Genomic DNA, 14569 nt, shown 5'->3' with positions numbered 1-14569 from the left:
GCTGCGCTGTGGATCAAGCAACGCAGACCCTCTAACGTTTTGGCGTGGACGTCGACCCCCTAGACCTCATCTCCCCAAAGCGCTATGGCGCCAACGGACATCCCCATGAAGTGATGGCCTGGATGCGCCAGAACTCTCCAGTTCACTGGTGCGAACCCGACGGCTTCCAGAACTTCTGGGCCATTACCCGCCACGCCGACATCATCGAGGTTTCCACGCAGCCTGAGCTGTTCAGCAACGAGGCTGACAGCATCGCGGTGCGCAGCGACCAACAGGTCGCCGATTTGGAGAAGTACGGCAGCGTCATCGGCGAGATGCGGACGATCATCAGCATGGATCCGCCTGATCATCGGCTCTACCGCAAGGTGGCCAGCGGGTTCTTCACCCCTCGGGGCATCAGCCGGCTCGACGAGATTGTCCACAACAGCGCCAAGGCCCTGCTCGACAGCCTGGGTGACGAGGGGGAGTGCGATTTCGTAGATGTCATTGCTCAGCGCCATCCGCTGCGGGTGCTAGCCACCATCTTGGGCATCGACCCAGAAGACGAAGAGCGCCTGCTGGTACTGACTCAGCAGCTTCTGGCCGGCGACGACCCCGATTACCAGCGCGATGCCGACAGCCGCCATGAGGCCAGCCGGGAAATCGGCCTGGAGTTCTACGCCATGTTCGACCGCATCATCAAAGATCGCCGGACCAACCCCCAAGAGGACCTGGCCACGATGTTGGCCCATGCCCATCTCCCCACCGGAGAGTCTCTGGGCGAAATAGAAACGTTTGGCTACTACCTCATCGTGTTCACCGCCGGACACGACACCACTCGCAATGGACTGTCGGGAGCGCTAGAGGCGTTCTTGGCCAATCCCGACCAGCTTCAGCGGCTGAGGGAGAACCCGGAACTGGCCAAAGAAGCGGTAGAAGAAGTGATTCGGTGGTCTACCCCGGTCAACTACATGAAGCGCACCGCCATGGGTGATGGCACCGTGGCCGGTCAGCCGGTGAAAAAAGGCGACTTCCTGGTGATGTTCTACGCCTCGGGCAATCGGGACGAGACGGTGTTCGACCGCCCCAACGACTTCGACATCGGTCGCCATCCCAACCGCCATCTGGGGTTCGGCTGGGCCGAGCACTACTGCCTCGGTGCCCATCTGGCCCGGGCCAGCACCCAGGCCCTTATAACCCAAATGGCCGAGCGGGTGATCGAGATCGAGCCTGCGGGGCCGATCGTTCGCACCGAATCCAACCTCGTTGTCGGGGCCAAGAAACTGCCGGTGCGCTACAAGCTCCGTCCCGCAGCCTGAACCCTTTTCCATACCTCGACCCCAACTGAAACCACCATGAGCACCAACGACCAAAGCCCTGTCCACTACGACGCCGTGGTTATCGGCGCCGGATTCGCCGGCATGTACATGCTCTACAAGCTCCGCCAGCTTGGGCTGACGGCCCGGGTATACGAACGCGGCGACGACGTGGGCGGCACCTGGTACTGGAACCGCTATCCCGGCGCCCGCTGCGACGTGGAGAGCCTGGAGTACTGCTACAGCTTCGACCCCGAACTGGAGCAGGAGTGGGAGTGGACCGAGCGCTATCCGGGCCAGCCTGAGATCCTCCGCTATGCCCAGCACGTGGCCGAGCGGTACGACCTGTATAGGGACATCCAGTTCAACACCATGGTCACCAAGGCCGCCTTCGACGACGACACCGGCCAATGGCAGGTGAGCAGCGCGCCCGCCGTCAACCACATCGACCACAACCACGCTCCCAATGACGACGACACCGACCACGTCACCGCTCAATACCTCATCACCGCGGTGGGTTGTCTTTCGTCATCAAACGTTCCCGACATCGCCGGCGTCGACACGTTTCAGGGCGAGGTGTGCCACACCGGCCGCTACCCCAAAGAGGGCATCGACTTCGCCGGCAAGCGGGTCGGGATCATCGGCACCGGCTCGTCGGGCATCCAGGCCATTCCGGTGATCGCGGAGACCGCCGACCACCTCACCGTGTTCCAGCGCACCCCGCAGTACGCCATCCCGGCGCGCAATCATCCCCTCGACCCGGCGGAGCAAGCAGAGGTCAAGGCCGACTACCACCGGCTTCGGGAGCAGAACAAGACCCAGCAGGGCGCACTTGGGGCCCGTTTCGACTGGAACGAGGGCTCGGTGCTCGACGTCGAGGTTGAGGAGGCGTTCAAGGAGTTCGAAGCCCGCTGGGAGATCGGCGGCTTCGCCTTCCTCGGCGCCTACTCCGACATCGCTCGCACGCCGGAGGCCAATCACGTGGCAGCCGACTTTGTCAAGCAGAAGATCCGCGAGACGGTCCAAGACCCCGAGGTGGCCGATCGCCTCATCCCCACCACCTACATCGGCTGCAAGCGGCTGGTGCTAGACACCGATTACTTCAAGACATTCAACCGCGACAACGTCACCCTGGTGGACATCAGCGAGAACGTCATCGACGAGATCACCCCCGACGGCGTGCGGCTCACCGACGGCACCCGCTACGACCTCGACGTGATCGTGTTCGCCACCGGCTACGACGCCATGACCGGCTCGCTGCTCCGTATCAACATCCAAGGCCGGGGCGGGCTTCCTTTGGCCGAGCAGTGGTACGCCGGGCCCCGCACCTACCTGGGTCTGGGGGTGCCCGACTTCCCCAACATGTTCACGATCACCGGCCCGGGCAGCCCCTCGGTGTTGGCCAACATGATTGTGTGCATCGAGCAGCATGTGGACTGGATCGGCGACTGCATCGATTACATGCGGGCCAACGGCCACCGCCACATCGAAGCCACCGAGGAGGCCACCGAGGCCTGGGTGGACCACGTGAACCTGGTGGCCAGCTACACGCTCTACCCCACCTGCAACTCTTGGTACCTGGGAGCCAACATCCCCGGCAAGACCCGGGTGTTCATGCCCCTGCCCGGCTTCCCCGACTATGCCGAGAAGTGCGAGCAAGTGGCCGCCGCCGGCTATGAGGGGTTTGCGCTCATCCCGTCGTAGCCATCGCCTACCTTCTGATCCAATGACGGAACTCCGCATCGGGCTGACCCTGGCGGAATCCACATCACCGCCGGTGGCCCGACCCTACGATTCCGATGCCCCCAATGTGCTGGTGATCGTGCTAGACGATCTCGGCTTCGCCCAGCTGGGGTGCTACGGGTCCGACATCGACACTCCCAACCTCGACCGCTTGGCGGCTCGGGGACTGCGGTTCACCAACTTCCACACCACCGCGATTTGCTCTCCCACCCGGGCCTGCCTGCTCACCGGGCGCAATCACCACCGGGTGGGGGTGGGGATGCTCACCGACCTGCCCATCAATTTTCCCGGCTACAACGGCCAAATCCCCGATTCGGCCGGGACATTGGCCCAATACCTGGGCGCCGAGGGCTGGGCTACTTATGCGGTGGGGAAGTGGCATCTCACTCCCCGCGACCAGCGAGCCGCCGGGCCCTACCACACCTGGCCCACCGGGGTGGGCTTCGACCACTACTACGGCTTCCTCAACGGGCAGACCAACCAGTGGACGCCCCAGCTCATCCGGGATCAGACCTATATCGAGCCTCCGGCCGGTCCTGAGGACGGATACCACGTTGATGCCGATCTGGCCGATCAGGCCATCGACTACGTGCGGGAGTTGCGATTGGCCGACCCCGATCGGCCGTTTTTGATGTGGTACGCCACCGGTACCCCCCATGCCCCCCACCACGCGCCCCCGGAGTGGATCGATGGCTACGCCGGGCAGTTCGACCGGGGCTGGGACGTGTGGCGCGAAGAAGTGCTGGCCCGTCAGAAGGAGATGGGGGTAATCGCACCCGATGTAGATCTGTCGGAGCGTCCCGAGTGGGTAGAGCCCTGGGATGAGGTGGACTCCGATCGCCAGCGGCTGTATGCCCGCATGATGGAGGTGTACGCGGGGTTCTTGAGCCACTTCGACCACCACATCGGCCGGGTGCTCAGCTACCTGGAGTCCACCGGCGAGGCCCACAACACCGTGGTGGCGTTGATCTCCGACAACGGCGGCTCAGCTGAAGGGGGACCCCACGGCACCTGGAACCAGCTCCGCCACGTCATCAGCGACGATGAAGACGACATAGAGCTGGAGATGTCCCACTACGACGACCTGGGCGGGTTCCGCTCCTGTGGGCACTACCCGTGGGGCTGGGCGCTGGCCGGCAACACCCCCTTCCGGCGGTGGAAGAAATACACCTTCGAAGGCGGCGTGCGGGACCCGTTGATCTTGACTTGGCCGGCCGGGATCGCCGCTCAGGGTGAATTGCGCCACCAGTACTCCCACGTGACCGATGTGATGCCCACGATTTTGGACCTGGCCGGGGTGCAGCCTCCGGCCGAATTCGGCGGAGTGGAGCAGATGTCGTTTGACGGCGTCAGCATGCGTCCGATCGTGCTGGACGATGATCCCGACGCCGCCCGCACCAGCCAGTACTACGAGTGCTGGGGCAGCCGGGCCATGTATCACGAGGGGTGGAAGGCGGTCACCAACCACGTCAACCAGCTCACCTCCGCTGACCGAGACGCCATTGTCGGCAGCCTCGATTTTGCTGAAGACGAGTGGGAGCTGTTCGACACCGTGGCCGATCCCATCGAGTCGCACAACCTGGCCGAATCCCACCCCGAGAAGCTGGCCGAGCTGGTCGAGTTGTGGGACGCCGAGGCCGATCGCAACGGCGTGCTGCCCCTCGACGACACCGCGACTAACCGCATCGCCCACATGTATGTCCCTTGGATGTCGTTGCGTCCGCGCTACGACCTGGTGCCGGGCGACAAAGTGCACGAAGCGGCCGGGCCATTGCAGTTCGGCGGCTACCGCGCCGTGGCCGCCTTCCCCGACGGCTTGCCTCAGAACGCTGAAGGCATCATCTGCGAGCAAGGCGACTGGATCTCAGGCTGGGCGCTGTTTTTGGCCGACGGCGAGCTCCGCTGGGTGGCCGTGGTAAGCGGTTTGGAATATCGAGCAACCGCGCCCGTTCCCACCGGAGCGCGCTTTGTGGGTGCAGTGGTAGCCCCCACCGACGGCGGCCTCTTCACGGTGACGCTGACTGCCGACGACATTGAGATCGGTCAGGGGCCCAAACCGGTGCCCCTGCCCACAAACTGGGCGGCCGACGGAGCGTTCCTCCATGTCGGCTATAGCCGCCCCTTCCCGGTGTGCGACGACTATGAGCCGCCGTTCGAGGCACCCGAGGGCTTAGCCTCGCTGGTCATCGAGACCGGCACTCTGCCCCCGTTCGACTTCGACGCCGAGATGGCCCACGCCATGCGCCACCAATGACGGATCAACGCATCGGGCTCACCCTGGCCGAATCCACATCACCGCCGGTGCCGCGGCCCTACGATCCCGGTGCCCCCAATGTGCTGATTATCGTTATGGACGACCTCGGCTTCGCCCAGCTGGGGTGCTATGGCTCCGACATACACACCCCAAATCTCGACCGCTTGGCGGCCCGGGGTCTGCGGTTCACCAACTTCCACACCACTGCGATTTGCTCGCCCACCCGGGCCTGCCTGCTCACCGGGCGCAATCACCATCGGGTAGGCATGGGGTTGGTTCCAGACTTGCCCATCAACTTCCCCGGCTACACCGGCAGGATCCCCGACTCGGCCGGGACCTTGGCCCAGTACCTAGGCGCCGAGGGCTGGGCCACCTTCATGGTGGGGAAGTGGCACCTGACTCCCCGCGACCAGCTAGCCGCCGGTCCGTATGACAAATGGCCCACTGGTATGGGCTTCGACCACTACTACGGGTTCATCAACGCGGAGACCAACCAGTGGACTCCTCAGCTCGTCCGCGACCAGACCTACATCGAGCCGCCGGCCACCCCCGAGGAGGGGTACCACCTCGACGCCGATCTGGCCGATCAGGCCATCGACTACCTGCGCAACCTGCGGCTGGCCGACCCCAATCGGCCGTTTATGATGTGGTACGCCACCGGCACCCCCCATGCCCCCCACCATGCGCCCCCGGAGTGGATCGACCGCTACGCCGGGCAGTTCGACCGGGGTTGGGACGTGGTGAGAGAAGAAGTGCTAGCCCGCCAGAAGGAGATGGGGGTCATGGCCGGTGACATCGCTTTGTCGGAGCGGCCCGAATGGGTCGAGCCCTGGGATGGCATCGACCCCGATCGGCGACGGCTGTATGCCCGCATGATGGAGGTGTACGCGGGGTTCGTGAGCCACGCCGACCACCACATCGGCCGATTGCTCGACTACTTGGAATCCACCGGCGAGGCTGACAACACCGTTATTGCCTTTATCTCTGATAACGGCTCTTCGCCAGAGGGCGGTCCCAACGGCACCTGGAACCAGCCCCGCCACTACATCAGCGACGAAGCAGACGATCTGGAGTTGGAACTGGCCCATTACGACGACTTGGGCGGGTTCCGCTCCGCAGGGCACTACCCCTGGGGATGGGCGCTGGCCGGAAACACGCCCTTCCGACGGTGGAAGCGGTACACCTTCGAGGGCGGCGTGCGCGACCCGTTGGTCTTGTCCTGGCCGGCCGGAATCGCGGCGCAGGGCGAGCTGCGCCATCAGTACAGCCACGTGACCGACGTGATGCCCACCATTTTGGACCTGGCCGGGGTGCAGCCTCCTTCGGTGTTCGGCGGGGTGGAGCAGATGTCGTTCGACGGCGTCAGCATGCGCCGAATCGTGGATTCGGATGATTCCGAGGCCGCTCGCACCAGCCAGTACTACGAGTGCTGGGGCAGCCGGGCCATGTACCACGAGGGTTGGAAGGCGGTCACCAACCACGTCAGCCAGTTCACCGCGGCCGACCGGGACAACATCATCGGCAGTCATGATTTCGCCGACGACCAGTGGGCGCTGTTCGACACCGTGGCCGATCCCATCGAATCGAACAACCTGGCCGACACCCACCCCGAGAGGCTGGCCGAGCTGGTCGAGTTGTGGGACGCCGAGGCCGACCGCAACGGGGTGCTGCCCCTCGATGACACCCAGGTCAACCGCATCGCCCACATGTATGCCCCCTGGATGTCGATGAGGTCCCGCTATGAGCTGGTCCCGGGCGACAAGGTGCATGAGACCGTCGGGCCGTTGCAGTTCGGCGGCTACCGCGCCATGGCCGCCTTCCCCGACGGCTTGCCTGATAGCGCTGAGGGCATCATCTGCGAGCAGGGCGACTGGATATCAGGCTGGGCGCTTTTCTTGGCCGATGGCGAACTCCGCTGGGTAGCGGTGATACACGGTCGGGAATACCGGGCTACCGCCGCCATCCCGACCGGGGCTCGCTTTCTGGGAGCGGAATTGTCCCCCACCGATGGTGGCCTGTTCACGGTCACGCTCACTGCCGATGATGCTGAGATCGGTCAGGGCGCCGCACCGTTGCCCCTGCCCACCTCTTGGGCCCCCGACAGCGCCTTTCTCACCGTGGGCTATGGGCGCCCCTTCCCGGTGTGCGACGACTACCAGCCGCCGTTTGTGGCACCCGAGGCCCTGGCCTCGTTGGTCATCGAGACCGGGCAGGTGCCCCCCTTCGATTTCGATGCCGAATTAGCCCACGCCATGCGCCACCAATAGCCGTGTTGCCATCGCCTATCTTCTGACCCCATGACGGAACATCGCATCGGGCTCACCCTGGCCGAGTCCACGTCGCCGCCGGTGCCGCGGCCCTACGATCCCGATGCCCCCAATGTGCTGGTGATCGTGTTGGACGATCTCGGCTTCGCCCAGCTGGGGTGCTACGGATCCGACATCGGCACCCCCAACCTGGATCGCTTGGCCGGGCGCGGGTTGCGGTTCACCAACTTCCACACCACCGCGGTGTGCTCGCCCACCCGGGCGTGCCTGCTCACCGGGCGGAATCACCACCGGGTGGGGGTGGGGATGCTCACCGACATGCCCATCAACTTCCCTGGCTACAACGGCCAGATCCCCGACTCGGCCGGGACCCTGGCCCAATACCTGGGCGCCGAGGGCTGGGCCACCTTCGCGGTGGGCAAGTGGCACCTCACTCCCCGCGACCAGCGAGCCGCCGGGCCGTACGACACGTGGCCCACCGGGGTGGGCTTCGACCACTACTACGGATTCCTCAACGGCGAGACCAATCAGTGGACGCCCCAGCTCATCCGCGACCAGACCTACATTGAGCCCCCGGCTACCCCCGAGGAGGGGTACCACCTCGACGCCGATCTGGCCTCTCAAGCCATCGACTATCTGCGGGGCCTGCGGCTCGCTGACCCCAATCGGCCGTTCATGATGTGGTACGCCACCGGCACCCCGCACGCCCCCCATCAAGCACCCCCGGAGTGGATCGACCGCTACGCCGGGAAGTTCGACCGAGGCTGGGACGTGTGGCGCGAAGATGTGCTGGCCCGCCAGAAGGAGATGGGGGTCATCCCGCCCGATGTGGATTTGTCCGAGCGGCCCGAGTGGGTTGAGCCCTGGGACGACATCGACCCCGACCGCCAGCGGCTGTATTCCCGCATGATGGAGGTGTACGCCGGGTTCCTGAGCCATGCCGACCACCACATCGGCCGATTGCTAGACCACTTGGAATCAACCGGCGAGGCCGACAACACCGTGGTGGCTCTGATTTCCGACAACGGGACATCGGCCGAGGGCGGTCCCAACGGCAGCTGGAACCAGATCCGCCACTACATCAGCGACGAAGCAGACGATCTGGATCTGGAGCTGTCGCACTACGACGACCTCGGCGGGTTCCGCTCGTCCGGGCACTACCCCTGGGGGTGGGCGCTGGCCGGGAACACCCCCTTTAGGCGGTGGAAGCGGTACACCTTCGAGGGCGGCGTGCGCGACCCGCTGATCTTGTCGTGGCCGGCTGGCCTGACCGCCCAAGGCGAGCTGCGCCACCAGTACTCCCATGTGACCGACGTGATGCCCACGATTTTGGACCTGGCCGGAGTGCAGCCCCCGACCGAATTCGGCGGAGTGGAGCAGATGTCGTTCGACGGAGTCAGCATGCGGCAAATCCTGGAAGACGATGATCCCGACGCCGCCCGCACCAGCCAGTACTACGAGTGCTGGGGTAGCCGGGCCATGTACCACGAGGGGTGGAAGGCAGTCACCAACCACGTCAACCAGCTCACCGCCGCCGAGCGCGACGCCATCATCGGCAGCCACGACTTCGCTGAAGACGAGTGGGAGCTGTTCGACACCGTGGCCGATCCCACCGAATCGAACAACCTGGCCGACACCCACCCCGAGAAGCTGGCCGAGATGATCGAGCTGTGGGACGCCGAGGCCGACCGCAACGGCGTGCTGCCCCTCGACGACACCGCGACTAACCGCATCGCCCACATGTACGCCCCCTGGATGTCACTGCGATCCCGCTACGACCTGGTGCCCGGCGACAAAGTGCACGAAGCGGCCGGGCCGCTCCAGTTCGGCGGCTACCGCGCCGTGGCTGCCTTCCCCAATGGCCTGCCCGAGGGTGCCGCCGGAGTCATCTGTGAGCAGGGCGACTGGATCGCAGGCTGGGCGCTGTTCCTGGCCGATGGCGAGTTCCGCTGGGTGGCTGTGGTTCACGGTCGGGAATACCGAACCACCGCCCCCGTCCCGGTCGGAGGGCACTTCGTGGGGGTGGTGGTAGAACCAACCGACGGCGGCCTGTTCACGGTGACGCTCACTGCCGACGATGCCGAGATCGGTCAGGGGGCCGAGCCGGTGCCGTTGCCCACCAACTGGGCTCCCGACGGCGCCTTCCTCACGGTGGGCTATGGCCGGCCCTTCCCGGTGTGCGACGACTATGAGCCCCCGTTCGAAGCGCCCGAGGCTTTGACCTCGTTGGTCATCGAGACTGGCCAACTGCCCCCGTTCGACTTCGACGCCGAGATGGCCCACGCCATGCGCCACCAATAGCCATGTACCCGTCTCGGCGCTTCGGCTACAGCGACGACCCCTGGTTCCGCATCAGGGGATTCCCGGTGTCCACCACCGCCTTTGTGGTCGGCCTCGGCGTGATCTCCATGATCATCTGGGGAATCGAGGGCCGCTTCGGACCGCTCTTTCGCGAGTTGGTGCTGGTTTCGGAGGATTACCGAACCGATCTCGGAAGTGTTTTGGAAGGAGACGTCTGGCGGCTGGTCACCTGGCCGATTCCCAACGAGCCCGACATTTGGACGATCATCCTGTTCGCCATCTTCTACATGCTGGGCTCCCAGATCGAGTCTCTGCTGGGACGCTGGAGATTCGCATTCTTTCTCATAGCCCTCACGCTTGTTCCCGCGGTGATCGTGACTGCGGTGGAGGCGGTGGCTGGCATCAACGGATGGGCGGCAGGCCTGCGGATGGCACAAGTCGGTGTCTTGGTGGCTTTTGCCGCGCAGTACGCCCATGCCCGGTTCTGGCCCGGCATTCCCGGTTGGGTGATCGCGGTCATCATCGTCGGTCTCGACGCCATCCAGGCCCTCGGTACCCGAAACTGGTTTGCCCTGATCATCTTGGCCTGCACGGTGGCGGTGGCCCTTCTCGGGATTCGGGCGTTCGGCTACGCCACCAACCTGACGTGGATCCCCAAGCTGTCCATGGCGTCGGCTTCGGGTCAGCGTGCCACCGATCCTCGGTCCTCGAGGTCTCGTCGCGGGTCCCGGAGTCGAGACCATCTGCGGGCAGTCCCGACGGCGGGCGAGTCGGTCAGCCCCGAGATCGATGCCCTGCTCGATCAGGTGTCCAGTCAAGGTTTGGACAGCTTGTCCCGCAAACAGCGCAAACAACTCGAAGCTCACGCCCGTCGCCTGCGCCGCCGCCGGTAGTCGACGCCCGCATTCGCCGTCGGAACCGATTGGCGGCACCATCTCGCGCAACCCACTACGGTAAATGGGCGTCGGCTGGCGGGAGGAGTCCTATGACACAGGTGGGCGATGACATCATCGTCCTGGACGGCGTCTACAAGATCTTCGGCCCCCAACCCCGTGGAAGGGCCTTTGAGCTAGCCAGCTCCGGGATGGGCAAAGACGAAGTACAGGCCGAGACCGGGCATGTGGTGGGCCTCGACGACGTGTCTTTCTCAGTGCCCAGGGGCGAGATCTTCGTAGTAATGGGCCTGTCTGGGTCGGGCAAGTCCACCGCTATCCGCACCGTCAACAAACTCCACAACATCACTGCTGGCACCGTCACAGTCGAGGGTACCGACGTTCAGACTCTCGAAGGCTCAGAGCTCCAAGCATTCCGCAGGAGCCACATGGGTATGGTGTTCCAGCATTTCGCGCTGTTTCCGCACCGCAATGTCATCGACAACGTGAGCTATGGCCTCAAAGTCCAGGGTGTTGATAAGGGCTCCCGCAACGAAGCGTCTATGCGGGCCTTGGCGTTGGTTGGCCTCGACGCTTACTCCCAGAACAAGCCGGCAGAGCTATCGGGCGGGATGCAGCAGCGGGTGGGACTGGCCCGGGCCTTGGCGTCGGATCCTGAGATCCTGCTCATGGACGAGGCCTTCAGCGCTCTTGACCCGTTGATCCGTCGTCAGATGCAAGATGAGTTGCTGGAAATCCAAAGCGAGCTCCAGAAGACCATCTTGTTCATCACCCACGATCTCAACGAAGCGCTGCGAATCGGTGACCGGGTGTGCATCATGAAGGACGGTGCTGTCGTGCAGATCGGCACGCCGGAGGAGATTCTCACCGAGCCGGCCACCGGGTATGTGGCCGAGTTCGTGCAAGACGTGGACCAGGGCCGTGTCATCCAAGTGCATGAAGTGATGCAACAGCCTGCACCCGTTGCCGCAAGCGCCACCATTGCCGAGGCCCTCGGTGCTATGGGCGAGCGCATTGGCGCGTTCGTACTGGATGCCGCGGGTGCGCCCACTCACCTGCTCACGGTCGAGGACGCGGCCCGGGCCGCGAGCATGGGCACCACCAATCTGGCCCCTGCGCTGCGCACCGACTTCGAGCGCTGCGGCCCCGATGACCGACTCAACGAGGTATACGCCGCCGCTGGCCGCGGCCTGTCTATCGCGGTGTGCGACGAATCGGGAGTACTGGTTGGGAACCTCGACCCCCGTCACATCATGGAGGAAATGGGCCGGGTCGAGAACCTCATCGACGGTTTCGAGAGAGAGGTATTCCTGTGAGCGTGCCGAGCCTGCTGGCCCAGTCCGAGTCCCCCGGCATCGCCGACAACAAGGTTCTCGATCAGTGGAGGGTGCCCTTCGGGGACTGGGTCGAGCAGATGGTCAGGTGGGTTGATCTAAACCTCGAATGGCTGCTTGACATCGTACGGTGGCCCTTCTCGTTCCTGTTCCGCAACTTTGTGGATGGCCCTGGCCACCAACCCTGGTGGCAGATCACCGACATGCCGTGGGTCGCCGTGTGCCTCCTCTTTTTCGCAGTCGGGACTTTCTTCCGCAACGTCAAGGTCGGCGGATTCGTAGCCGGGCTTTTGGCGCTCTGCGGCCTACTGGGCGGCGAGTACTGGGAGGAAACCGCACTAACTGTGGGCATGATCGTTGTTGCTGTGGTGCTCTGCGCGGTGATCGGCATCCCTGTTGGCATCCTCTGTGGCCGGTCCGACGGGGTGTGGAACGCAGTACGCCCGGTGCTCGACGCAATGCAGGTGGTCCACCCGTTCGTCTACATGTTGCCGATCGTCTTCTTCTTCAGCATCGGCCTCACGCCAGCCACGATGGTCACCATGGTGTTTGCGCTGCCGCCGCTGATACGGCTGACCAACCTCGGCATCCGGCAGGTGCCCGAAGACGTTGTCGAAGCCAGCCGGGCCTACGGCGCCCCCGAGTGGCGGGTACTCGCCGACGTTCAGTTGCCGTTGGCCCGCCCGGCGGTGATGACCGGACTCAATCAGACGCTGCTGTTGTCGATCTCCATGCTGGGAATAGCAGCGATTATGGGTGCGGGCGGGCTCGGGTTGCTCGTGTTCCGGGCCATCAGAAACCTCGACATCGAAGGTGGCGCGTCATCCGGACTTGCCCTGTATGTCGTGGCAGTGGTTCTGGACCGCATTTCTCAGTCCGAGGACAGCGATCCGGAGAATTTGTTCACGCGTGTTCGTCGAGCCTGGGCCCATCGCCAAAACCCTGAGGCGCTGTTGCCTGAGGCTGCGGTGATCGGCACTGTCGCCAAGACCCGCGGCCAGCCCGCCTCGTTGTCTATGAAAGAGCGCCGCAGCCTGACAATCGCAGCCGCGGGGGCGATCATTGCGGTCATTGCCGTGTTCCTGCCATGGGGATACGACTCGGGCAAGATTTCCGGCCATCAGCGCCTCGTGGATACGGGCCGCTGGGAGTACGTCGAGATTGACCCGGCGGGGTCGCCCGGTGAGTTTGAGTTCCGAGCGGCCAGCGACAATCCGCCAGCCGAGCACGCAGCCGCCGTCGAGCGACTGGAGAACCAGCGCATTGCCGTGCTGGCCGCCGCCGGATCGGAAGGTCTCGCCGAAGACGAGGCCGCGGCCGAGGCCGACGCTATCGGCGAGGAGATTGCCCGGCTTTCCAACCCGCTGGCTGGACGCGGTTTTAATGGACTCAGCGCTTCTGGGGGATCGTTCTACGGCATAGCCGTATTTGGCTTCGCTCTATTGATTATCGCTGCGGTGGTCACCAATCTGAGGCGACCGGGCGGCGGGATGCGGCTGTTCGGGTCGAACGGCGTGTTTGTGATGGCGGTCGGATCACTGACCGCGGCTGTCGCCTATCTCTGGAGCGCGCCGGGGCCAAGCAACATCGCCTACAGCGACGGCATCGGCCCATGGATCGCGGTTGTAGGAGGAGCGGTCGCGGCGATCGGCGCGGTGTTTTGGCTGAGGCAAGCCCCTTACTCGGCATTGACGCCGCTTCCTGCTGGCGTGTCGCGGGGCAAACTCGGGGTGGCCGTCTTGGTCTTGGCGCTGGCCGTTGTCAGTGGGTTCTCAGGCTGGTCATTTGATAGCCGCAGTGGAGCGGGCATCATCCCCGACCCGGCTGTGGAGGCGCAGATAGAAGCCCTGCGCCAGCAAGCTCGGGACGACCCGGACATGGCGAACGTGGTAGCTCAAGAGATCAGTGCCATCTCCAACGCGGCCCGACGGACTGGCACCGTCGTGGTTGACGGTTTTGTCGGAGACGGCAGCAAATACGGCTATTTGGCCATAGGGCTTGCCGTGGTGGGCTTCGGCTTTGCGTTGCCCGCGGCGGGGGTGTTCGGAAGTGATGAGCGGAGGCGGCGCCGATGGAGTACGGCCGTCGCTTGCGTTGGCGTCGCACTAATGGTGGTGGCCACGGTGTGGATCGCCTCGCTGCTCAGAGTTGCCGACCCCCAAGTCACCAGCGGCGCTGGAGCGTTCATTTGCCTGGTCGCGGGGTTCCTCCTCATGGCGAGTACGTCCGGTGTGCTGACGAAGTTCAGCCGGTCGCAGGTGTATGTCTCCGTCGACGAGCCCGAAGTGGCCCCAGAGGCATCGTTGACCGCTCCTGTCTGACCTGCTCCGCCTCTTGTGCCCTTGGGAACTGTTGGGCTAGCGTTCTAATTGCCAACTTCTGGCATTTCTCCGTAGGCGGGAGACAAAAATTATGGAGGGAAGAATGCTTGTGAAGAAGCATTGGAAGATTTGGCTAGCGCTGTTTGCAGTACTTGCCTTGG

8 protein-coding genes are annotated in these 14569 nt (G+C 64.4%); all 8 read left to right on the top strand.

Annotated features, from left to right (window positions below):
- Positions 1–44 precede the first annotated feature (44 nt).
- The 8 genes from ACOGI7_RS14630 to ACOGI7_RS14595 all read left to right on the top strand — a co-directional run bounded on the left by ACOGI7_RS14630 (position 45) and on the right by ACOGI7_RS14595 (position 14408).
- Positions 45–1298, top strand: a complete 1254-nt coding sequence (locus tag ACOGI7_RS14630) for a cytochrome P450 (RefSeq protein WP_419849489.1) — start codon at positions 45–47, stop codon at positions 1296–1298.
- Positions 1299–1334: 36 nt separating this feature from the next.
- Entirely contained in the window at positions 1335–2999 is a 1665-nt protein-coding gene (locus tag ACOGI7_RS14625; RefSeq protein ID WP_419849488.1) for a flavin-containing monooxygenase, read from the top strand.
- Positions 3000–3021: 22 nt separating this feature from the next.
- On the top strand, positions 3022–5292 hold the full coding sequence (locus ACOGI7_RS14620) for an arylsulfatase (RefSeq protein WP_419849487.1): 2271 nt from the start codon (positions 3022–3024) through the stop codon (positions 5290–5292).
- Complete coding sequence (locus tag ACOGI7_RS14615; RefSeq protein ID WP_419849486.1) at positions 5289–7559, top strand: arylsulfatase; 2271 nt, start codon at positions 5289–5291, stop codon at positions 7557–7559. Before ACOGI7_RS14620 ends, ACOGI7_RS14615 begins: the two co-directional genes overlap by 4 nt.
- 30 nt (positions 7560–7589) lie before the next feature.
- Positions 7590–9860 (top strand): arylsulfatase, encoded by a 2271-nt coding sequence (locus tag ACOGI7_RS14610; RefSeq protein WP_419849485.1) that lies wholly within the window; start codon positions 7590–7592, stop codon positions 9858–9860.
- A gap of 2 nt (positions 9861–9862) precedes the next feature.
- Entirely contained in the window at positions 9863–10753 is an 891-nt protein-coding gene (locus tag ACOGI7_RS14605) for a DUF6576 domain-containing protein (RefSeq protein ID WP_419849484.1), read from the top strand.
- Between the two features lie 101 nt (positions 10754–10854).
- Positions 10855–12069, top strand: a complete 1215-nt coding sequence (locus ACOGI7_RS14600; RefSeq protein WP_419849483.1) for a quaternary amine ABC transporter ATP-binding protein — start codon at positions 10855–10857, stop codon at positions 12067–12069.
- A complete protein-coding gene (locus ACOGI7_RS14595) occupies positions 12066–14408 on the top strand; it encodes an ABC transporter permease (protein ID WP_419849482.1) in 2343 nt (780 codons plus the stop codon). Before ACOGI7_RS14600 ends, ACOGI7_RS14595 begins: the two co-directional genes overlap by 4 nt.
- Positions 14409–14569 lie beyond the last annotated feature (161 nt).

The organism is Candidatus Poriferisocius sp. (assembly GCF_965204145.1).
Lineage (GTDB): Bacteria > Actinomycetota > Acidimicrobiia > Acidimicrobiales > Bin134 > Poriferisocius.
The sequence above is the reverse complement of the archived record's forward strand: the minus strand, read 5'-3'. Positions and strand labels throughout refer to the sequence as shown.

Bases quoted from the DNA above. Each gene is read 5' to 3' on its own strand.
- ACOGI7_RS14615 (WP_419849486.1), top strand. From the start codon at position 5,289: ATGACGGATCAACGCATCGGGCTCACCCTGGCCGAATCCACATCACCG.
- ACOGI7_RS14625 (WP_419849488.1), top strand. From the start codon at position 1,335: ATGAGCACCAACGACCAAAGCCCTGTCCACTACGACGCCGTGGTTATC.
- ACOGI7_RS14610 (WP_419849485.1), top strand. From the start codon at position 7,590: ATGACGGAACATCGCATCGGGCTCACCCTGGCCGAGTCCACGTCGCCG.
- ACOGI7_RS14605 (WP_419849484.1), top strand. From the start codon at position 9,863: ATGTACCCGTCTCGGCGCTTCGGCTACAGCGACGACCCCTGGTTCCGC.
- ACOGI7_RS14620 (WP_419849487.1), top strand. From the start codon at position 3,022: ATGACGGAACTCCGCATCGGGCTGACCCTGGCGGAATCCACATCACCG.